This window comes from Bordetella sp. BOR01 (genome assembly GCF_019218885.1).
In the GTDB taxonomy this organism is placed as follows: domain Bacteria; phylum Pseudomonadota; class Gammaproteobacteria; order Burkholderiales; family Burkholderiaceae_B; genus Bordetella_A.
The window spans coordinates 1,122,710-1,143,312 of the sequence record NZ_JAHUWT010000003.1 but is presented as its reverse complement, the minus strand read 5'-3'; the positions used below and the strand labels follow the sequence as shown (position 1 = coordinate 1,143,312).

Sequence of the window (20,603 nt, the reverse complement as noted above, 5' to 3'; positions counted from 1 at the left end):
GAAAAATCAACGCCAGCGCGCTTCCTGCCGGTCATACACACCGGCAAGGGGATCCTGCACCTGGGCGATCAAGGTTTTCTTGGCGATCTTGCGCGATGGTGTACGCGGGAAATCGTCCACCATGTACTGCAGGTAGCGCGGCACCTTGAAAGCCGCCAGATGCCGCGTGCAATGTTCGAACACCCGCTCCGGCGGCAGGTCATCCCGAGTCAGCCCCTGGCGCAGCTTCAGGTATGCCTTGACCTCTTCGCGTCGCAACGGATCGGGAACCGGCACGACGGCGGCCTCCTCGATGCCATCCAGCGAGCGCAGCACCGCCTCGACCTCGTTGGCGGCGATATTCTCGCCAGCGCGCTTGATCATTTCCTTGATGCGGCCAACCAGGTAATAGAACCCGTCGTCATCGCGGCGAAAAATGTCGCCCGTGCGGAACCACCTGCCGCGAAAGCTCTCGGCATTGGCTTGCGGACGCTTGTAGTAGCCCCAGAATATTCCCCGGCCCGCCACGCATAATTCCCCCGCTTCGCCGTCGGAAACCGGTTGGCCCGCCTCGTCGCAGATCTGGAACTCGCGAAAGACCATCGGCAGGCCGCAAGTCCGCAGTATGGCTTTGTCGTCGGCCCAGGCGGGCACCAGCGACCCGGTACCGATTTCAGTCATGCCGTAGCCTTCGCGAGCCACGACGTTGAAGCGGCGTCGCACTTCCCTGCGCGCGCTCTCGGTCCAGCCATAGATGCTGACGTACCTCAGTTGCACCTGCGCATCGCGTTCCGAGGCGGGATGCTGCGACAAGGCAGGCTCGGGGAAGATGCAGTAATGGATACGGTAGGAAACCAGCCAGTCCATGAAGCGCGTCAAGCTCATGCGATCGGCGATGTAGGCCGTGCCGCCCAGCTTGAGCGTCATGAGAAACTGCCACATCGGATCCATATAGAAAAATGGCGCCCAGATCAGCACATTCTCGATACCGCCTTCGGCAGAGCGCCGATGCCGCGCGGAATTGTTGGCGTGGATCATCCAGTAGTCATGGCTAAGCATGCACCCCTTGGGAAATCCGGTGGTCCCCGAGGTGTATTGCAGGTTCAGCAAGTCGGTGCGGGCGACCGGCGTCGTGGATACGAAATCGGCGCGCCCCTGTTCCACCAGGTCCTCCCAGCGCGGGCCGTCGTGGGCGGCGCCATGCACGATGATGCGGCCGGCATCGAGCAGCGGCGGCAATTCGCGCATGGCCTGGATGCGTGGCAGGAAGGCCGCATCCACGATGAGATACTGGGCATCGGAATCGCTCAGTACGAATTGGATCTCTTCTTCGGTATAGGCCGTATTGACCGGCACCATCACCGCGCCCAGGCGCCCAAGCGCCACCCAGCTCAACGGAAACGCCGGCGAATTGCCCAGCATCAGCGCCACATGCGAACCCTTGCGCACGCCCAATGCCATCAGGCTGTCGGCCAGGCGGTTGGCCTGGACATCCAGTTCGCGATAGGTCAGGCTGCGCTGCTGATCGAACCACACTGCCGCCACGCGCTCGCCCATCAACGCGGCGCGCTCGCGCACGAATTCCCCGAGCGTCTCTGGCAACTCCAGGCTTTCCTCGCGCCGCCTGCGCGCCATTTCCGCTTCCGCTTGCACGGTCCCTGCCGAACTATTCACGTATGCCTCCAACGGGCCTGCCGGCCCACGTTCCCATTTCCATCATGAAGCCGGGGCTTACCGGCCCTACCCGCCCAGCGGACAGGCCCTAGGCCAGCAACTGTCCATCCTCGGCCGCCCAAATCAGGCGCACAGGCATGCCGCGCTGCATGTCCGCGTGCCGGCGATGATTCTGCTGTTGCGCCACGAAGTCCTGGCCACCCGCTGTGCGCACGTGGTAGCGCAACACGCTGCCCAGCACGATCAGGTCCCGCAACGTGCCCTCCACCGCCACCTGGTCGGCCAGCGGCAGCGTATCGCCCCTTACGACGTCGATCGCCTCGGGCCGCACCACCAGCGTGGCGCGCGTGCCGGGCGAAGCGCCCGCAGCAGGCACGCGGGCACGCAACGGGCCCACCTGGGTGGCCAATGTCACCCACCCGTCCGACTGCTCGGACACTTCACCGGCAATCAGATTGGCCGTGCCCAGGAAGTCGGCGGCGAACACGCTCACCGGCGCCGAGTAAAGTTGCGCCGGTGTCGCTTGTTGCTCAATGCGCCCTTCGTTCATCAGCACGATCCGATCAGACATCGTCAAGGCCTCGTCCTGGTCGTGCGTCACGTTGAGCATGGTCACGCCGAGTTCGGCGTGCAGGCTGCGTATCTCCAGCTGCATGTGCTCGCGCAGTTTTTTGTCCAGGGCGCCCAGTGGTTCATCCAGCAGGATCAGCGCGGGGTTGTAGACGATGCAGCGCGCCAACGACACGCGCTGCTGCTGGCCGCCGGACAGTTCGCGCGGCCGGCGCTGGGCGACGTCGGGCAAGCGGATCAGTTCCAGGACCTCGCGCACCTTGCGCTCGATTTCCGGTTTGGGTAGCCGCCGCACGCGCAGTGGGAAAGCAATGTTTTCGAAGACCGTCATGTGCGGCATCAGGGCATAGTTCTGGAACACCATGCCCAGTTCCCGCCGGCTGGGCGGACTGTGCGTGACGTCCTCGCCGCGTATCAGGACGCGTCCTGTCGACGGCGCCACCGTGCCGGCGATCAGGTTGAGCAGCGTGGTCTTGCCCGATCCGCTGGGGCCCAGCAGGGTCACGAACTCGCCCTTCCTGACCTGCAGGTCGATTGGCGCCAGCGCCTGCACCGCGCCGTAGCGCCGCGACACCTGCTGCAATTCCACCATGATCATTTGCTTATTTCCCCAACAATATGACTCGGGCCGCGTTGTAACCGGGCACGCCTGTCACGCCGCCCCCGGGATGCACCGAGGCGCCACACTGATAAAGTCCCGCCACGGGGGTGCGATAGTCGGCTGCGCCAGGAACTGGGCGGCGAAAGAATATCTGGTCGGCACTGAGCTCTCCATGATGGACATGCCCTCCGGGCAAGCTGAATCGCGCCTCGATGTCGGCCGGGCCAAGCACCTGGATGTGCTCTATGCAGTCGCGGATATCCGGGGCGTGGCGTTCCAGTGTGCGCAGCACTGCCTCGCGCAGTTCGTTGCGCGCGTGCTCGTCCCAGTTCCGCCCCCGCAGGCGATATGGAGCATGCTGGCCGAAAATCGTCATCAGGTGCCGCCCCTCGGGCGCCACGGTGGCATCGACGACGCTGGGCGTCAGCACCACCAGGGCGGGTTGTGCCGCGATGCGCCCGTACTTGGCGTCGTCATAGGCCTGCTCCAGCACATCCGTACTGGCTGCCAGCCGAGCCTGCACCGGGTAGCCGCCAGCCACGTCGCCAGCATTCAGCCCGGCAAAGCGTGGCAAGCGCGAAAGTGCGATATGAACCTTGAACGCGTGCGAATGGTCGCGGATCGCATCGACGCGCGCCAGAAAAGCAGCCGGCAGGGCATCCTGCGGCACCAGCTTGCGAAACAGCAGCTTGGCCGGTGCGTTGGATATGACGGCACCGGCCTGGATCTGCTCGCCGTTTTCGAGTTCCACGCCGCATGCCCTTCCTTTGCTCAGCACCACCCGGCGCACCGGCGCCTGGGTGCGGATCACCATGCCGTGTTCCTGGCCCGCGCGCGCAATCGCTTCCGAGATGCTGCCCATCCCGCCGCGGATGAACCCCGCCGGGCCCGCCTCGGTCGTGTGGTCGCGAATGTAGCCACGCAACAGCACATAGGCCGACCCTGGCGCCGACAGGGTGGTAGTGGCGCCGCCACAACCCACGTAGAAACCCAGTGCACACAAGGCTTCGTCAGACCGGAACCAACGGCGCAGGAAGTCGGCCGCGCTCAGTGTCAGCACCTCGTAGATGTCGTGAAGGCGGTCGCCCAGGCCGCGATAACGCCAGGCAAAGCGCAGCAGCGCCAGGCGCGCGGACAGCGATGTCGCTGCCGGATCGGGTGGGATCTCCCAAAGCAGCCGCGACACGATGGCCCCCAGCGCCGCCATGTGCGCCCGGTAGGCGGGGTACGCGCGTGCATCTTCCTCGCTATAGCGGGCCAGTTGCCTCGCCACGGAATCGTCGCCGTCCAGCACCAGGTACTTGCCGGGCTCGAACAGGTGGATCATGGGCGGTGGCGGGACGACCTCCAACCCATGGCGGGCCAACTCCAGATCCAGCATGATGCGAGGCTGCAGAAGCGCCATCGTGTAGGATGCGGTGGAGACTCGGTAGCCCGGCCATACGGCTTCACTGACCGCGGCGCCGCCGATCAGGTCGCGCCGTTCCAGCACGCACACGCGCCGGCCGGCACGGGCCAGATACGCGCCGCACACCAGGCCATTGTGGCCGCCGCCGATGATCACGGCGTCATATTTTTCGGCGTTCAAACAAGCGTCTCCCAGATCGTCAATCGGCGCGCGGCGTCGGCGGCTGCAAGCGGATGATCATCAGGCACACCGCCAGGCTAAGCCCTGTCAGCAGCGTCGAGACAGCCGCAAGTACGGGCGATACTTCCCAGCGGATGGCGCTGTACATCTTGACCGGCAGCGTGGTGGATGCGGGTCCCGTGATGAAGTACGACAAGACGACCTCGTCGAACGAAATCAGGAACGCGAACAACACCCCCACCAGTACAGAGGGCCGGATTTGCGGCAATACCACCTCTACAAAAATGCGCAGCGGACCCGCTCCCATCAAGGTGGCCACCGTCTCCAGCGCGGGATCGGCCTGGCGCAATCCAGAGCCCACCGCCACCATCATGAAGGGCAGCACTACCACGGTGTGCGCCAGGGCCACGCCAGCCAGGGTGTCCACCAATGCCAACGCGGACAAGTGCATGTACATGCCCAGTCCCAGTACGACCACCGGCACCAGCATGGGCGCGATGGCCAGCACCTCGAGCAGGCGCCGTCCCCGAAAACGCGTGCGCGCCAAGGCATAGGCGCCCGGTAGCGCCACGGCCAGCGCCATGACGGTGGTGGCGCTGGCCACGATCAGGCTCTTGACGGCCGCCTGCCACCAGGCGGGCTCGGCGAAAAACCGGCGGAACAAGTCCAGCGAGAAAGAATCGGGCGGAAACCTCAGTTCCTGTCCGCCCCCGAATGAAATGGGCACGATCACCAGGCTGGGCAGCAGCAGGAAGAAATAGCCGATCCAGGCCAGCACGGTGATACAGCGGTTCCAGGTGCGGCGCATGCCGCGGGCCGGATAGGGCGAGCTGGGCGTCATGCCGCCTCCCGGTCGTCGCGCTGCACACGGCCCAGCACCCATAACAGCAGCCCCGACAGCAACAGCAGCAGCATGGCAATAGCCGAGGCCAGATTCCAATCCAGTGTCTGGCGCGTGTAGAAATCGATCAGGTTGGCCAGCATCATGTCGCGCCGTCCGCCCAGCAGGGCCGGCGTGATGTACATGCCCATGGAAAGCGTCATGCACATCAGCACGCCGGCATATACGCCAGGCAAACTCAACGGCAACGTGATGCGCCAGAACACGCGCAGCGGCCCTGCACCCATGATCTCGGCGGCAAGATACAGGCTGCGGTTCTGGTTGAGCAGGCTGGCCATGATGGGCAGCACCATGAAGGGCAGCAGGTAGTTGGTCATGCCGACAATTACCCCCACGCGATTGAACATCATCTCCACATGCCAGGTACCGCCGCTCAGCCATCCCAGCAGTTGGTTCACGATGCCGGCATCGCCCAGCACCACCGTGAACGCGAAGCTCTTGACCAGGATGCTGGTCCAGAACGGCAGCATGACCATGATCAGATAGGGCGCACGCCGCGCGGGCGACATGGACGCCAGGTGCAGCGCGATCGCATAGCCCAGCAACAGACTGGTCAGTGTGGCCAGCACACTGATCTGCAAGGTATTCCACAGCACCCGGTGAATCAGGGTACCGGTCAACACCTGCGCATAGCCCTTGAGCGTGAACTGCTGGTCATGGATGCTGGACCAGCCCACCATTGCCAGCGGCCAAAGAAAGAACACGGCCAGTAATGCACCCAACGGCACCAGAAGCGTGATAACCGTGCGCGGACTGAGCGAGTGCGTCATCCCGGCGGGCCTACATCAGCATCCATTCGGTGAAGCGCCGCTGTAGCGCCTCGTAGTGCTCGCCCCACCAGGCATCATCGACGATGATGCTGTTGGGATCTTTCATATCGGGAATCCGGGCCCGCGCGGCGGGGCTCAGGCTGTCCAGTGCGGCCAGGGCATTGGGCGAGAACTCGACCATTTCGCAGAACGCGGCCTGGCGGTCCGGGCGCAGGCAGAAGGCAATGTAGTCCATCGCCAATTGCGTATTGCGCCCATGCTTGGGAACGGCCAGGTATTCGAAGCTGTTGAGGGTCTGGGCAAGCGACATCTGCACCGACTGCCCATTGCGCTGCGCGGGCAGCACCCGGCTCAGATAGGTATAAGAGAAATCCACTTCGTTATTGGCCAGCAGCGTGACCGTCTCTGGCGTGGTCTCTATCCACTTGCGCACGGCATCCTTGATGCGGTCCATCGACTTGAAGGCACGCTCGATATCCAGGGGATAAAGCGCGTCGGGCGCGACCCCGTCGGCCAGCAGGGCCATTTCCAGGTTTTCGCTAACGCGCGACCGCAGCCCGCGCCGCCCCGGAAACTTCTGGACGTCCCACAGTTCCTTGAACGTTGTGGGGTGCTTTCCGTCCGGGAATCGCTTCGGATCGAAACCGATGCCGCCGGCATAGAAATAGGTCGAGACATGGTCCTTGCCTGGTTTTTGCACCAGGCCACCGCCGTCGATGCGCGAGGTATCGACGGCTTCCCACAGGCCTTCCCGCGATCCCGCCATAATCTGCGGCCCGATGCTGTCGAAGACATCCCAACTGACGTTCTTGCTTTGCACCTGCACCTTCATGCGAGTCAGGTCGGCGCTGTTGACCAGGGTAACCGTCACGCCCTTCTCTTTGGCGAAAGGCTCCACGAATGCGCTGCGCACCGCGGCCTCGTAGCTTCCTCCCCAACACGTCACGGTCAATGTCCTGGACTGGGCGCGAACGAATGGCGCCCAGCCAGCCAGCCCTGCCGCGGCGACGGCCTTCAGCACCGTGCGTCGCGGCACGCCTGCCTGCTGGTCGCTGCCAGCGGTCCTGGAATGATGCTGCGCGTCATGCTTTTTCATGCCTGTCCCCTTGCTGTGTAATCGACCCGTCGTCGACGGATCAGGTTGCCACCCAGATGGCCTTCCAATCCATGTACTTGTCAAAGGCGTGCATGGATTTATCGCGGCCAAAGCCCGACTGCTTGAAGCCGCCAAACGGCGCCGACATGCTGCCGCGGTCGAAACAATTGATCCAGACCACACCGGCCTTCAACCCTTGGGCGGCTCGATGCGCCTTGCCGATATCGCGCGTCCATACTGCCGCCGCCAACCCGTAGATCGTATCGTTGGCCACCTGCAGTGCCTGCTCCACGCTTTCCACAGTGATGGCCGCCAGCACGGGCCCGAATATCTCCTCTTGGGCAATGCGCATGCCGTTCGATACCTTGCCGAACACGGTAGGCTCGATGTAGAAGCCGCCGCTGTCCGGCAGGGCGGGCCCCCCGCCCGCCAGCACTTGCGCGCCGTCGGCGCGTCCGGCGTCGATGTAGGACAGTACGCGGTCGTACTGGGACTGGCTGACCACCGGCCCCAACCGGGTGGCCGGGTCGAGGGGATCGCCCGGACGCATTTCAGCGGCAATCTGCAGGACTTTGTCCAGCAGCGCATCCCGCACCGGCGCCTCGACGATCAGTCGCGAACCGGCATTGCAGACCTGACCCGAGTTGGCAAAGATGCCCATTGCCACGGCTCGTGCCGCCGCGTCCAGGTCGGGGCAATCGGCCAGCACGATATGCGGGCTCTTGCCGCCGCATTCCAGCCCCACCCGCTTGATGTTCGAACGGCCCGAATACTGCATGAACAGCTTGCCCACCTCGGTCGAACCCGTGAAACCCACGCCGTCGACATCCATGTGCAGGCCCAGGGCCTGCCCGGCTGTTTCGCCGTAACCCGGCAAGACGTTGAGCACGCCGGGCGGCAAGCCGGCATCCACGGCCAATTGCGCGATGCGGATGGCCGTCAGCGGCGACTGTTCAGCGGGCTTCAGAATGACGGAGTTGCCGGCTGCCAACGCGGGGCCCAGCTTCCAGGCAGCCATGGACAGCGGGTAGTTCCAGGGCACCACGGCCGCCACCACGCCGATCGGTTCACGCACGACCATGGTCGTCATGCCCGCCGGTGCCGGCGCCATTTCCCCGTACAACTTGTCGATGGCCTCGGCGTACCACTGGATGCAAGTGGCCGCGCTCACAATATCGCCGTTATAGGCATTGGTGATGGGTTTGCCGACATCCAGGGACTCCAGCAACGCCAGTTCCTCGCGATGCGTCATCAATGCCTGGGCAAATGCCAGCAGCACCTGCTTGCGCTCTGTGGGCGCGCGGCGCGACCACACCCCGGATTCGAAGGCCTTGCGCGCGGATGCCACGGCAGCGTCCACATCCTCGGCGCCGCAGGCCGCCACCTCGGCGATCACCTGGCCGGTAGCCGGGTTGATCGTGGCCAGCGTCTTGCCCGACAGCGCCGGCCGATACTGCCCGTCAATGAAGGCACGCCATTCAGGGCGCAGCGTCGCCGCCATCGAGGCCCATTCTTCCTTTGCCGGAATGCTCACCGCTTTCCTCCTTGAAGATTGCCAGGCCGGGGTAGCTCCGGGTCCTGATGCCTGGCAGTGTAGGAAGTGCATCCTATAAAATCCAATAGAATTTTGGCAGCTTCTTCCTGCCAAAAAGTTATGGGTTTCATTATCCACGAGGCCGCCATGATCAACGTCCGACATCTCGAAGTGTTTCGCACCGTGGTCAAGACCGGCTCGGTCTCGGCCGCGGGACGCATGCTCTATGTCTCGCAGCCCGCAGTCACCAAAACGCTGCGCCTGCTCGAGGCAGAACTGGGCCTGACCCTGTTCCTGCGGGTACGCGGGCGCCTGGTTTGCACCCCCGAGGCCGACGCGCTGATGCCCGAGGTAGAACGCCTGTTCGGCAGCGTGGCGTCGGTGCAGCACGCCGCCTCGGAAATTCGCCAGGGGATCCGCGGACGCATTACCGTGGCCGCGGTCTCCACGCTGGCGATGTCAATGGTGGCGCGCGCGGTGGGTCGCTATGCGCAGGCCCACCCGGAAGTCTCGTTTGATGTGCGCGCGCTGCCCACGCGCCATGTGGTGGAATATGTCAACAACAGCCAGGTCGACATGGGCATCCTGGACGTCTCCGCCCCCACCGGTACGCTCGAGATCGAAGAATTCTGCAGCAGCGAATTGGCGGCAATATTGCACCGCTCGCATCCCCTGGCCCGGCATGCGACCCTGACCCCGAAGCTGCTGCGCGGCCAGCCGCTGATTTCATTTGCAGACGACACCCTGACGGGCTGGCGGCTACGCGAGGCCTTCCGGCAGACTAGTGTCGACTACGCAACGCGCCTGGTGTCCAACAGCACGGTCACCACGTATGCCATGGTTGAACCGCTGCGGGCGGTCGCGCTGGTGGACCCATTCACATTGATGTCCAATGCCTGGCCCGACCTGGTGCAGCGCCGCTTTGCCCCCACCATCGATATCCGCCCGCGCTTCCTCTTTCAACGCGAGCGCCCGCGCCCCTTGGTGGTGCGCATGTTTACGCAAACGCTGCGAGAAGTCGCCCACGAAATGACGGCGGGCAAGCTGCAGCCGCTGGCATGACGGGCAATGCCCTTACATGTCGAACAACCGCCGATGCTCGCGAATCGCGTAGCGGTCAGTCATGCCGGCGATGTAATCGGCGATGGCGCGCGCCTGCTCGGGTTCCGGCCGCTGGTGATCCGGCGGCAGCAGCCGGGGATCGGCCAGGAATGCCTGGAACAATTCGCGCACGATGCGGCGCGCCTTGCTGGTCATGCGCACCACACGATAGTGCCGATACAGGTTGTCGAACAGGAAACGCTTGAGTTCATCGGCTTCGCGGCGCACGCTGTCCGAAAAGCCCGCCAGCGGCGGTGCGCGGCGCACCGCATTGGCATCGGCCGGGGCCGTATCGGCAATGCGCGCCAATGAGGTCGCGGTCAGGTCCGTGATCAGCGTGTTGATCATGCGCCGCACGGTTTCGGCGATGGCGCGGCGCGCCGCCAGTTGCGGATAGCGTTCGGCCACGTCGGCGTAATGGCGCGCGAAGATGGCCACATCCTGCATCTGTTCCAGCGTGATCAGGCCCGAACGCAGGCCGTCGTCGATATCGTGGTTGTTGTAGGCGATCTCGTCGGCCAGGTTGGCCAGCTGGGCCTCCAGCGACGGCTGGGTACGGTTCAGGAAGCGTTCGCCCACATCGCCCAACTGGCGTGCATGCGCGACCGAGCAGTGCTTCAAGATGCCTTCGCGCGTCTCGAAGCACAGATTCAGGCCGCTGAACTCGGCGTAGCGCTCTTCCAGCTCGTCGACCACGCGCAGGCTTTGCAGGTTGTGCTCGAAGCCGCCTGCCTGCGGCGCCAGTTCGCGCATGCAGGCGTTCAGTTCGTCTTGTCCGGCATGGCCAAAAGGCGTGTGGCCCAGGTCGTGCGCCAGGGCAATGGCTTCGGTCAGGTCTTCCGACAGGTGCAGGCTGCGGGCCAGCGTGCGGGCAATCTGTGCAACTTCCAGGCTGTGCGTCAGGCGCGTGCGAAACAGGTCGCCTTCGTGGTTGACGAACACCTGCGTCTTGTATTCCAGCCGCCGGAAGGCCGTGCAATGGATGATGCGGTCGCGATCGCGCTGGAATTCGGTGCGGTTCTGCGGAGCGGGTTCGGCATGCCGGCGTCCGCGTGTGACAGAGGGATCGGATGCGTAGCAGGCCAGTTCGGTCATTGGCATCGTCCCTCTTGGGTCATTGCACCGTGCGGGCCAGGACGTCGCGCACGGCGTCCAGCGGCGCGGCCCGCGTCACCGCCTGGCCGATACGCGGCATCAACACAAAGCGGATCTCACCACCCTCGGTTTTCTTGTCTACCTGCATCAGTGCCAGCCAGCGGTCGGCCCCCAGGTCGGGGGCCACCGTGGGGCAGCCGATGGCATGCACCAGGTCACGCACGCGCGCCACGTCGGCACGCGGAAAACCCGCCACCTGGGCCGACAATTCAGCCGCCTGCACCATGCCGCAACCCACGGCCTCGCCGTGCAGCCATTCGCCGTAGCCCAGGCCCGATTCGATGGCATGGCCGAAGGTGTGGCCCAGGTTCAGGATGGCGCGCAGGCCGGATTCGCGTTCGTCCTTGCCCACCACTTGCGCCTTCAGTTCGCACGAACGGCGAATGGCATGGGCCAGCGCGGCGGGATCCAGGGCGCGCAGGGCGGCGGCATTGGTTTCGCACCACCCCCAGAACTCGGCATCCAGGATCAGGCCATATTTGATCACCTCGGCCAGGCCAGCCGACACTTCGCGCGCCGGCAGGGTGCCCAGCACATCGGTGTCGATCTCGACGGCCACCGGCTGGTAGAAGGCGCCGACCATGTTCTTGCCCAGCGGGTGATTCACCGCCGTCTTGCCGCCCACTGAAGAATCCACCTGCGCCAGCAGCGTGGTGGGCACCTGCACGAAACGGATGCCGCGCATGTAGACCGCCGCGGCGAAGCCGGTCATGTCGCCGATCACGCCGCCGCCCAGCGCCACCAGCACGGCGCGGCGGTCCAGGCGGTGGGTAAGCAATGCGTCGAAGATCAGGTTCAGGGTCTGCCAGTCTTTATGAGACTCGCCGTCGGGCAGTTCGATGCGCAGCACGCGGCGGCCGGTGCGCGCCAGGGCCGCCTCGACGCGCTCGCCGTACAGGGCCGCCACGGTGGGATTGGTGACCACCGCAATGGCCGTGGCATCGGCCGGAATGGATTGGTCCAGCGCATCCAGGCGGCCTGGGCCGATATGGATGGGATAGCGGCCGCCGGGGGTGTCGACTTCAACAACGGTCATGGATTCTTCTCGTAGGCTTGCAACAGCGGCAGCAGCGATTTCACCAGGTGCGAGACCGGCATGGTGCCGGTTTCCACCACCAAATCGGCGACTTCTTCATACAGGGGTTCGCGCTTGCTCATCAAGTCGCACAGCGTGCCGCGCGGATCGGGGTTGGCCAGCAGCGGACGATTGCGGTCGCGGCTGGTGCGCCGGACCAGTTCATCGAGGCTGGCGCGCAGGTACACCACCACGCCGCGTTCGCGTAACAGCCGGCGGTTCTCGGGCGCCAGCACGGCCCCGCCGCCCGTAGCCAGCACGATGCCGCACCGCTGGGTGCAGTGGTCCAGCGCGGCGGCCTCGCGTTTGCGAAAGCCGCCTTCGCCTTCGATTTCAAAGATGACCGGCACCCGCACGCCGCAGCGCGCTTCCAGTTCGTGGTCCAGGTCGATGAATTCGCGCCCCAGCGCGCGTGCCAGCCCGCGCCCGATGGTGGTTTTGCCCGCCCCCATCATGCCCACCAGGAAAATGGGCAGGTCGTGCGGCAAGTGCGCGCGCGGACTCGCTTCGGCCGCCGTGCCGGGGCTCTCGCAAGGACCCGCGTTGGCGGCAGGATCTGTATTGGCCAATACATTCATGCCCGCATTATCCCATCGCCAGCCAGTTGCCCGCTTACCACACTGAACGAATTTGTTACAGAAACCCGGTAGCGGCGGCCAAGCGTGCCTGCAGATGCCCGTAAAATCGCCGCGATGAGCAAGTCGCAGAATTCTTCCAAAAAAGCCCCATCTCCCAAGAACGGATCGCCCATTTTGCGGTTTTTCGTGAAGATGGGCATTTTCTTTGGCGGCCTGGCGCTGTGTGGCATCTTGCTGGGCGGCATGGCACTGGCGTTGGCCTGGCCCAACCTGCCAGACCTGCACGCCATGACCGACTACCGGCCGCGGGTGCCGCTGCGCGTCTATACCAGCGATCACGTCCTGATCGGCGAGTTCGGCGAAGAACGACGCAACGTGCTGCGCTTCAATGAATTTCCCGACGTCATGAAATCGGCCGTGCTGGCCGCCGAAGACGACCGCTTCTACCAGCACGGCGGCATCGACTGGGCAGGCGTGGTGCGCGCCGGCCTGGCCAACCTGCTCAGCATGTCGAAGTCGCAGGGCGCCAGCACCATCACCATGCAGGTGGCGCGCAATTTCTATCTGTCGTCCGAGAAGACCTATTCGCGCAAGTTCTACGAACTGCTGCTGACCTTCAAGATCGAATCCGAGCTCACCAAGGACCAGATCCTTGAGCTCTACATGAACCAGATCTACCTGGGGCACCGCGCCTATGGCTTCGCGGCGGCGTCGCGCACCTATTTCGGCAAACCCGTATCGGAAGTCACGGCGGCCGAGGCCGCCATGCTGGCGGGCATTCCCAAGGCGCCCTCGCGCTTTAACCCCATTGCCAACCGCCCGCGCGCCGAACTGCGTCAGAACTACGTGCTGGGCCGCATGCATTCGCTGGGTTACCTGACCGACACCGAATACCAGCAAGCCAAGGCGCAGCCCATCGTGATGAAGGCCGCCCAGGGCACGCCGGCCGGAGGCTATGCCATCCATGGCGAATACGTGGCCGAACTGGCGCGCCAGTTGCTCTACGGCATCTACCAAGACGATCTGTATTCGCGCGGCATCAATATCTACACCACGGTGCACTCGAAAGACCAGGAATCTGCCTACCACGCGGTGCGCGATGGCGTGCTGCAGTACACGCGCCGCTCCATCTACCCCGGCCCGGAAGAACAGCTCGACATGCCCGAGGGCATCGAGAACAACCCCCAGGCACTGGACGACTACCTGGACGGCGTATTCGAAAAATACCCCGACAGCGACGACCTGCTGACCGGTGTGGTGCTGTCGGCGTCCCCCACTGAAATCAAGGTGGCGCGCAGCGCCAATGAAATCATCGTCATCAACGACAAGAAGGTCTTGGCGGTGGTGGCGCGCTCGCTGGGCAGCAAGGCCTCGGCCGAACGACGCCTGCAGCGCGGCTCGGTGGTGTACATCCATAAGTACGGCGACGGCTGGGAAGTCATCAACATGCCGGCGGTGCAAGCCGCGTTCGTATCGCTGTCGCCGCAAGATGGCGCAATTCGCGCCATGGTGGGCGGCTTCGACTTCTACCGCGGCAAGTTCAACCGCGTCACACAGGCCTGGCGCCAGCCCGGCTCGAACATCAAGCCGTTCATCTACGCCGCCTCGCTCGAACGCGGCCTGACGCCGGCCACGCAGATATCCGACCAGCCGTTCGAGCTTACCGCCGGGCAGACCGGTTCCAAGGCCTGGCATCCCAAGAACTACGGCAACGTCTACGAGCCCATGCTGACAATGCGCCAGGGCCTGTACAAATCCAAGAACATGGTGTCGATCCGCATCCTGCAGGCCATCGGCCCGCAGTACGCGCAAGACTACCTGACGCGTTTCGGCTTCGACAAGGCACGCCAGCCCGCGGTACTGCCGCTGGCATTGGGGGCAGGCTCGGTCACCCCGTTGCAGCTGGCAGGTGCTTTCTCGGTGTTTGCCAACGGTGGCTACCGCATCGCGCCCTTCCTCATCGAACGCGTCACCGACAGCAGCGGCAAAGTGCTGATGCAGTCCAAGCCCATCGTGGCGGGCGATGCCACGGCCCGCGCCATCGACCCGCGCACGGCCTACGTCATGGACGACATGCTGCGCGGCGTAGCCACCAGCGGTACCGCGGCGCGCGCACGCGCCACGCTCAAGCGTTCGGACATCGCCGGCAAGACGGGCACCACCAACGAATCGGTCGACGCCTGGTTCTCGGGCTATACGCCCAGCCTGGTGGCTACCGCCTGGATGGGATTCGACCAGCCCAAGTCGCTGGGTTCGCGCGAAACAGGCGGCGGCGTGGCCATGCCGATCTGGCTGGACTACATGGCGGATATGCTCAAGGGCGTGCCCGAGCAAAAAGAACGGCCGCGTCCCGACGGCCTGCTGGTCGAGCGCGGCGAGTTCTATTTCTCGGAATTCCCGCCTGGGCAGGCGGTGGCACGGTTGGGGCTGTCTGAACCCACCGCCCCCGAAACCGACCAGTTGGGCGAGTTCCTGAACGGCCTGACGGGTGGCGGCGACAACAGCATCCGTGTGTCGCCCGACCTGAACCCCCAGAAACAGACGCCCTGGTCGCAGAAAATACCGTTCTGACCGTGCGGCTGTAACGCCGGTCGGTAGCGCAGTAGCGGCCGGCGTTACAGCCGCACGGTCACCGGCACGCCGGCGGCTTCGGAGCAGATCTGCGACAGCGCGTCGTGCAGCGGCGGGCCGCCCCGGGTATCGTTCCAGTGCTGGCCGTCGTAGCGGTAGTGGAAACCGCCGCTGCGGGCGGCGACCCAGATCTCCTGCATGGCGGCCTGGCTGTTCACGACCACGTGGGTGCCGTCTTCGAACACCAGCGTCAGCACGTTGCCGCTGCGGCTGGCCTCGACATCGACATCCAGCGAGGCCGCCCAATCGTCGGCCTGGCTCTCGATGCTGTCCAGTATTTGGTCGACCAACGCAAGGAATTCGGTTTCAGTCATAATCGAGCCTGCAAGAATTACGGAGTTTCGAGTGTTCCATTTGGCACGCAGCCGCATGGTTTTACGCATTGTAGCCACGCTTGCCGCGACCGGCCTGGTCGCCGCCTGCGGCTTCAAGGGCCCGCTGTACCTGCCGCCGCAGCCCGGCCAGCCCGAACCCGAGCAATCCGAGCCGCCCCACATCCCCGCCCCCGACTCGCTTCCATGACATCCCCGAATTCCATGCGGCCCGGCCTGGTCGGCCATCCGCATTTCCATTACCAGAACGGTGTCCTGCACGCCGAAGGCGTGGCGCTCGACGCCCTGGCCAGCCAACTTGGCACCCCGCTGTACGTATATTCGCGCGCGGCGCTGGCCCAGGCCTGGCACTCGTATAGCAGCGCCATCGGCGAACGCCCCGTGCTGGTTTGCTATGGCATGAAGGCCAATTCCAACTTGGCCGTGCTGAAAGAATTCGCCCGCCTGGGTGCCGGTTTCGACATTGTTTCGGGCGGTGAGCTCAAGCGTGTGCTGGCTGCCGGCGGCGATCCGGCCAAGATCGTATTTTCGGGCGTGGGCAAGCAAGTCTGGGAAATGCGCGCCGCCTTGCAAGCCGATGTGAAATGCTTCAACGTCGAATCCCAGGCCGAACTGCAATGCCTGTCCGACGTGGCGCAGTCCGTGGGACGGCGCGCGCGCGTGTCGCTGCGCGTCAACCCCGATGTCGATGCGCAAACCCACCCGTATATTTCCACCGGCCTCAAGGAAAACAAGTTCGGCATCGCCATCGAATCGGCGCTCGAGGCCTATCGTACGGCCGCCTCGTTGCCGGGGCTGGAAGTCGTGGGCGTCGACTGCCATATCGGCTCGCAGCTTACCGATATCAGCCCTTACTTCGACGCACTGGAAAAGCTGCTGGACCTGATCCAGCAACTCGACGCCGCAGGTATTGCCATCCAGCACCTGGACCTGGGCGGCGGCCTGGGCATCCGCTATACCGACGAAGTGCCGCCTTCGCCCAAGGCGCTGCTTGACCAGGTATTCGAACGCCTGCAGGCACGCGGCCTGGCGCGGCTGCACCTGGTGCTGGAACCGGGCCGATCGCTGGTGGGCAATGCCGGCGTGCTGCTGACCACGGTGCAGTACCTGAAGCACGCGCAAGCCCGCAATTTCGCCATTGTCGATGCCGCCATGAACGATCTGCTGCGCCCGGCGCTGTATGACGCCTACCATGGGGTGCAGCCGGTGGCGCCACGCGATGGCACGGCCACTGAGTACGATATCGTCGGTCCGGTGTGCGAAAGCGCCGATTGGCTGGCCCGCCAGCGCAAACTGTCGCTGCAGGCCGGCGACGTGCTGGCGCTGGAATCGGCCGGCGCCTACGCCATGGTCATGGCCAGCAACTACAACACCCGGGCGCGCGCGGCCGAAGTCATGGTCGATGGCAGCCGCCACTATATCGTGCGCCAGCGCGAAACCCTCGACGACCTGCTGCGCGGCGAAGCCACGCTACCCTGAAGCCGCGCGGGGGCACCCGCGCCTACAGTTCCCCGTACGAGTGCAGCCCCGACAGGAACATGTTCACGCCCAGGAAGGCGAAGCCGGTGATCAGCAGCCCCACCAGGGCCCAGTAGGCTGCCAGGTGGCCGCGCAGGCCCTTCATCAAGCGCATGTGCAGCCATGCGGCGTAGTTCAGCCACACGATCAGGGCCCAGGTTTCCTTGGGGTCCCACTGCCAATAGGCACCCCAGGCATCGGCGGCCCACAGCGCGCCCAGGATGGTTGCCACCGTGAAAAACGCGAAGCCGACGGCGATGGCCCGGTACATGATGTCGTCCAGCACTTCCAGCGACGGCAGTGCCTGGGCGATACGGCGCCGGCCCAGCAGGATGGCGCCCACGATGACCACGCCCACGCCGAAGTAGATCATCCAGGTGGCCGACAAGCCATCGGTGCGGAACACCATGGGTTCCACGCACAGCAGCACGCCCAGCACGAACAGCGGCGCCAGCTTGGCCCATGAAGTCGTCGTACCATGCTGCTTGACCAGGTAGGCAAAGCCCACCATGGCCGCCAGCGAGAATGTGCCGTAGCCAATGAAATTGGCCGGTACGTGCAGCTTCATCCACCAGCTTTTCAGGGCCGGTACCAGCGGCTGGATCTGGGCCGCATCGCGCGTGAATGCGTACCACAGCAGGAACACCGTGGCCGACGAGATCACCAGCAGCACGAACCCCCCCAGCGCGCGGGTGGCGTATTTGCGTTCGTAGTACAGGTAGAACAGCGCCGTAATCAGCGAAAACAGCACGAACACTTCATACAGGTTGCTGACCGGGATATGGCCCAGGTCGGGCCCCATCAGGTGCCCTTCGCGCCAACGCACCAGCATGCCCGTCACGCCGGCGAACACCGCGCCCCAGGTCAGGGCCGTGCCCAGCCAGGCGGCGGTCGGGCTGAAAATGCCGATCCAGTAGCAGGCCGTGGCCAGGATGAACAGCGCGCACATCCACAAAATGGCCGACTGCGACGAAAACAGGTACTTCAGGAAGAACACCTGCTCGGCACGCCCCAGGTCGCTCTGGTACAGCACCAGCGCCAGGCCGGCGGCCAGGGCGCAGGCGATCATCAGGCGCCGCAGCGGGCGCCACAGCCAGCCCATCCAGGTCAGCGCGAACACCGTGCCGCACAGGATGATTTTTTCGTAGTAGTCCATGGCGCTGCCGTAGCCGGTCAGCGCATAGCCGGCGCCCACGGCCAGCAGCAGGAAGAAAACCAGGTCGGTCCAGTCGGGCCTGCCGCGCTGCGCGCGCGCGTCGCCGGTAGGCGACAGATCCGGACGCCACAGGACGTCGGAAGAATGGGAGGAAGTGCTCACAGACATGGAAAACCTCAGGACCTGTTTCGGCGCAGCAACGCCTGTTTGAAGCGGTCGAACTCGTGGTTGAAGTCCAGTGTACGCTTCTGCGAAGTCATTGCGGCCTGGATGTCGCTGCCCGCGCCATCGGCGGCCGGCTTGATCCAGACCCAGACACGCCGGTCACGGATATAGAACATCGAGAACACGCCCAGCACCAGCAGCAGGCAGCCGATGTATACCGCCGTCTTGCCGGGCGTGCGGCTGACCTGGAATACGCTGGCCTGCACGTGGTTGAAATTGGAGAGCGCCAGGAAGACCGGAGCCGGATAGACATTCAGGTCGGACAGCGCCGCCACCGCCAGGCGCGACCACTGCGCCGCGCGCTCGGCCTCGGGGCCGTCGTCGGGCAGGCGCGGCATGCCGGCGCGTTCCCGCGCCACTTCGCGCAGTTCGGTCATCGAAACGCCGATCAGGCGGATGACCACATCGGCCGCGCGCTCCAGGTCGGCGGGCGGAGTATTGGCCTGCAGGAAATTGGCAATGGCCTGCAGCCCGCCCGTGGCGAAGGTGTCCAAGGCCCGCTCGGCCGCCGTCTGCAGTGACTGGCGTTCGGCCTGCGCCGAGCTGTTGCGCTCGGCAAAACGTCGCGCGGCTTCGCGGCGCGCGGCCGGGTCGGCCAGCGCGGCGCGCAATTGCATGAATTCCCCCAGCGAGCTGTCGGCATCGGCGGGAATGCGCAGATAACGGAAGTTCTCGGAAGCATTGTCGCGCACGCCGGCCAGGAACACCGCGGCGCCATCCAGTTCGACGGGCAGCATATAGTTCATGAACTCGTGCGCCTGGCCGGCCTGGTCGACCAGCCGGTATTCGACACTGGGGCCCACATTGCGCAAGTTCTCGTTCTTTTTGCCGGCAGCGCTACCGGATACCGAGGCCACGTGCTCGCCCAGGGTCAATTGATTGCCGCGCGGCGTACCGCCGGTCAGGTCTTCGACGTTGATGGGCCGCAGCGCCGTGATCTCGACCTGCATGCTGCGGGCGCCGCCGTCGGCCCCGCGCGCGGTGATTTCCGCGGGCTTGCCCACCGTGCCGTCGACGTCGAAGGCAGCGGCGGTAGCGCCCACCAGCGGATAACCCTTCAGGCTGACGCTGCTGCCGCCATCGTCGAAGCTGGACTGATAGACCGTTACGCCCTTGTAGCGCAGCGGTTCGTTGACCTCGATGGTCGACTCGAAGGTCTTGCCGGTATCGGGGTCGGTGACTTCTACTTCGCTGGCAAATCGGCTGGGCATGCCCGTAGAGTAGTAGTCGATCAGGAATTTCTTCAGTTTCAGGGTGAACGGCAAAGGCTGCACCAGGGCGCCATCGCCCACCATGACCACCGCCGTACTGGCCTGCCCGCCCTCGGGAACCAGCACGCTGGCACGGAAGCTGGGGTTCGCCATCGACAAGCGGCCGCTGGTCGGTACCTGCGAAATCAGCATGTTTTCCACGATGGGCTGCTTGCCGGCCAGCAGCACCTGCAGGCGCACCGCCAGTTCGCTGTCGAGCAGGCCGCCCAGGCAGATGATCACCATGGCCGAATGGGCGCAGATGTAACCCAGGCGGTTGGCGCTGCCTTTCTTGGCGGCCAGCATCACGCCATCGCCATCGCGGCGCTCGCGCACCGCATAGCCCAGCTTGGTCAGCAGCCCCCTGACGCCGCTCACCGCCTCATCGACAGGCGCCGCTTCGGTGAGTTCGACCCGATGCGGGAAAGCGCGCAGGCTGCTGGCGCGTACATGTTCGCGAAACGACCGGGCCTCGTGCAGCATCTTCGGGGTATTGCGGATCAGGCACAGAGAGGTGGACACCACCAGGAAGCCCATGATCGCCAGGAACCACCAACTGTTGTAGACGTGCCAGATCGAGAACTTGTCGAACACTTCGAACCAGAACGGCCCGAACTGATCGATATAGGTGTTGGACGACCGATTCTGCACCAGCACCGTGCCCAGCACGCTGGCCACGCAGATGAACATCAGCAGGCTCACGGCAAACCGCATCGAGCCAAGCAACTCGAAAAGGTCGCTGGGCAGGCTGCGCAGGGGGCGGGAGGGCTGGGAGGTCGTATTCATGAAAAAAAAGGGGGGCCGCACTACCGGCTTCCCCCCTTATTGACAGCGCCCACCGGAATCCGGTTCCGGGTGGACGCGAGTAT

The 20,603-nt window shown here is 64.7% G+C and carries 18 protein-coding genes; 4 read left to right on the top strand and 14 right to left on the bottom strand.

The features are described from left to right. Window positions 1-6: 6 nt before the first annotated feature. The 7 genes from KW845_RS20270 to KW845_RS20240 form a co-directional block, all read right to left on the bottom strand. Entirely contained in the window at window positions 7-1,653 is a 1,647-nt protein-coding gene (locus KW845_RS20270; RefSeq protein WP_218371113.1) for a class I adenylate-forming enzyme family protein, read from the bottom strand. Window positions 1,654-1,741: 88 nt separating this feature from the next. After that, on the bottom strand, window positions 1,742-2,821 hold the full coding sequence (locus KW845_RS20265) for an ABC transporter ATP-binding protein (RefSeq protein WP_218371112.1): 1,080 nt from the start codon (window positions 2,819-2,821) through the stop codon (window positions 1,742-1,744). 4 nt (window positions 2,822-2,825) lie between these two features. Further along, window positions 2,826-4,412 (bottom strand): NAD(P)/FAD-dependent oxidoreductase, encoded by a 1,587-nt coding sequence (locus tag KW845_RS20260; RefSeq protein ID WP_218371111.1) that lies wholly within the window; start codon window positions 4,410-4,412, stop codon window positions 2,826-2,828. A 19-nt stretch (window positions 4,413-4,431) separates the two neighbouring features. Continuing rightward, a complete protein-coding gene (locus KW845_RS20255; protein WP_218371110.1) occupies window positions 4,432-5,253 on the bottom strand; it encodes an ABC transporter permease in 822 nt (273 codons plus the stop codon). Continuing rightward, a complete protein-coding gene (locus KW845_RS20250; RefSeq protein WP_218371109.1) occupies window positions 5,250-6,083 on the bottom strand; it encodes an ABC transporter permease in 834 nt (277 codons plus the stop codon). The genes KW845_RS20255 and KW845_RS20250 overlap by 4 nt, the downstream gene beginning before the upstream one ends. Window positions 6,084-6,093: 10 nt before the next feature. Further along, on the bottom strand, window positions 6,094-7,179 hold the full coding sequence (locus KW845_RS20245; protein WP_218371108.1) for an ABC transporter substrate-binding protein: 1,086 nt from the start codon (window positions 7,177-7,179) through the stop codon (window positions 6,094-6,096). A gap of 40 nt (window positions 7,180-7,219) precedes the next feature. After that, on the bottom strand, window positions 7,220-8,680 hold the full coding sequence (locus KW845_RS20240; protein WP_218371441.1) for an aldehyde dehydrogenase: 1,461 nt from the start codon (window positions 8,678-8,680) through the stop codon (window positions 7,220-7,222). A gap of 180 nt (window positions 8,681-8,860) precedes the next feature. Between KW845_RS20240 and KW845_RS20235 the strand changes: the two genes are divergently transcribed. Beyond that, window positions 8,861-9,775 (top strand): LysR substrate-binding domain-containing protein, encoded by a 915-nt coding sequence (locus tag KW845_RS20235; RefSeq protein WP_218371107.1) that lies wholly within the window; start codon window positions 8,861-8,863, stop codon window positions 9,773-9,775. Window positions 9,776-9,787: 12 nt separating this feature from the next. Here KW845_RS20235 and KW845_RS20230 read toward each other — a convergent pair whose 3' ends face one another. Genes KW845_RS20230 through KW845_RS20215 form a run of 4 tightly spaced genes read right to left on the bottom strand, consistent with a single transcriptional unit; the run spans window position 9,788 to window position 12,822 of the window. Then, a complete protein-coding gene (locus KW845_RS20230; RefSeq protein WP_218371440.1) occupies window positions 9,788-10,909 on the bottom strand; it encodes a deoxyguanosinetriphosphate triphosphohydrolase in 1,122 nt (373 codons plus the stop codon). 19 nt (window positions 10,910-10,928) lie between these two features. Next, window positions 10,929-12,005, bottom strand: coding sequence for a 3-dehydroquinate synthase (aroB, locus tag KW845_RS20225; RefSeq protein WP_218371106.1), 1,077 nt, complete (start codon window positions 12,003-12,005; stop codon window positions 10,929-10,931). After that, window positions 12,002-12,622, bottom strand: a complete 621-nt coding sequence (locus KW845_RS20220; protein ID WP_218371105.1) for a shikimate kinase — start codon at window positions 12,620-12,622, stop codon at window positions 12,002-12,004. Before KW845_RS20220 ends, aroB begins: the two co-directional genes overlap by 4 nt. Then, entirely contained in the window at window positions 12,619-12,822 is a 204-nt protein-coding gene (locus tag KW845_RS20215; protein WP_218371458.1) for a hypothetical protein, read from the bottom strand. Before KW845_RS20215 ends, KW845_RS20220 begins: the two co-directional genes overlap by 4 nt. On the opposite strand from KW845_RS20215, the gene KW845_RS20210 reads away from it, so the two are divergent. Beyond that, window positions 12,737-15,193 (top strand): penicillin-binding protein 1A, encoded by a 2,457-nt coding sequence (locus KW845_RS20210; RefSeq protein ID WP_218371104.1) that lies wholly within the window; start codon window positions 12,737-12,739, stop codon window positions 15,191-15,193. The two genes, KW845_RS20215 and KW845_RS20210, sit on opposite strands and share 86 nt — an antisense overlap. A 44-nt stretch (window positions 15,194-15,237) precedes the next feature. Here KW845_RS20210 and cyaY read toward each other — a convergent pair whose 3' ends face one another. Continuing rightward, a complete protein-coding gene (gene cyaY / locus KW845_RS20205) occupies window positions 15,238-15,567 on the bottom strand; it encodes an iron donor protein CyaY (RefSeq protein ID WP_218371103.1) in 330 nt (109 codons plus the stop codon). A gap of 55 nt (window positions 15,568-15,622) precedes the next feature. Here cyaY and KW845_RS20200 point away from each other — a divergent pair, with 55 nt between their 5' ends. Continuing rightward, window positions 15,623-15,775, top strand: a complete 153-nt coding sequence (locus tag KW845_RS20200; protein WP_255592763.1) for a lipoprotein — start codon at window positions 15,623-15,625, stop codon at window positions 15,773-15,775. Next, window positions 15,772-17,064: a diaminopimelate decarboxylase gene (gene lysA, locus KW845_RS20195; RefSeq protein ID WP_218371101.1), complete on the top strand. Its 1,293-nt coding sequence runs from the start codon at window positions 15,772-15,774 to the stop codon at window positions 17,062-17,064. Before KW845_RS20200 ends, lysA begins: the two co-directional genes overlap by 4 nt. 22 nt (window positions 17,065-17,086) lie before the next feature. On the opposite strand, the gene ccsB is transcribed toward lysA, so the two are convergent. After that, window positions 17,087-18,427, bottom strand: coding sequence for a c-type cytochrome biogenesis protein CcsB (ccsB, locus tag KW845_RS20190; RefSeq protein WP_255592762.1), 1,341 nt, complete (start codon window positions 18,425-18,427; stop codon window positions 17,087-17,089). An 8-nt stretch (window positions 18,428-18,435) separates the two neighbouring features. Further along, window positions 18,436-20,520, bottom strand: a complete 2,085-nt coding sequence (locus tag KW845_RS20185; RefSeq protein WP_218371100.1) for a cytochrome c biogenesis protein ResB — start codon at window positions 20,518-20,520, stop codon at window positions 18,436-18,438. Between the last annotated feature and the right edge of the window lie 83 nt (window positions 20,521-20,603).

Bases quoted from the DNA above. Each gene is read 5' to 3' on its own strand.
- KW845_RS20265 (WP_218371112.1), bottom strand. From the start codon at position 2,821: ATGATCATGGTGGAATTGCAGCAGGTGTCGCGGCGCTACGGCGCGGTG.
- KW845_RS20255 (WP_218371110.1), bottom strand. From the start codon at position 5,253: ATGACGCCCAGCTCGCCCTATCCGGCCCGCGGCATGCGCCGCACCTGG.
- KW845_RS20250 (WP_218371109.1), bottom strand. From the start codon at position 6,083: ATGACGCACTCGCTCAGTCCGCGCACGGTTATCACGCTTCTGGTGCCG.
- KW845_RS20245 (WP_218371108.1), bottom strand. From the start codon at position 7,179: ATGAAAAAGCATGACGCGCAGCATCATTCCAGGACCGCTGGCAGCGAC.
- KW845_RS20240 (WP_218371441.1), bottom strand. From the start codon at position 8,680: ATGGCGGCGACGCTGCGCCCTGAATGGCGTGCCTTCATTGACGGGCAG.
- KW845_RS20235 (WP_218371107.1), top strand. From the start codon at position 8,861: ATGATCAACGTCCGACATCTCGAAGTGTTTCGCACCGTGGTCAAGACC.
- KW845_RS20230 (WP_218371440.1), bottom strand. From the start codon at position 10,909: ATGACCGAACTGGCCTGCTACGCATCCGATCCCTCTGTCACACGCGGA.
- aroB (WP_218371106.1), bottom strand. From the start codon at position 12,005: ATGACCGTTGTTGAAGTCGACACCCCCGGCGGCCGCTATCCCATCCAT.
- KW845_RS20220 (WP_218371105.1), bottom strand. From the start codon at position 12,622: ATGAATGTATTGGCCAATACAGATCCTGCCGCCAACGCGGGTCCTTGC.
- KW845_RS20210 (WP_218371104.1), top strand. From the start codon at position 12,737: ATGAGCAAGTCGCAGAATTCTTCCAAAAAAGCCCCATCTCCCAAGAAC.
- KW845_RS20215 (WP_218371458.1), bottom strand. From the start codon at position 12,822: ATGCCCATCTTCACGAAAAACCGCAAAATGGGCGATCCGTTCTTGGGA.
- cyaY (WP_218371103.1), bottom strand. From the start codon at position 15,567: ATGACTGAAACCGAATTCCTTGCGTTGGTCGACCAAATACTGGACAGC.
- KW845_RS20200 (WP_255592763.1), top strand. From the start codon at position 15,623: ATGGTTTTACGCATTGTAGCCACGCTTGCCGCGACCGGCCTGGTCGCC.
- lysA (WP_218371101.1), top strand. From the start codon at position 15,772: ATGACATCCCCGAATTCCATGCGGCCCGGCCTGGTCGGCCATCCGCAT.
- ccsB (WP_255592762.1), bottom strand. From the start codon at position 18,427: ATGTCTGTGAGCACTTCCTCCCATTCTTCCGACGTCCTGTGGCGTCCG.
- KW845_RS20185 (WP_218371100.1), bottom strand. From the start codon at position 20,520: ATGAATACGACCTCCCAGCCCTCCCGCCCCCTGCGCAGCCTGCCCAGC.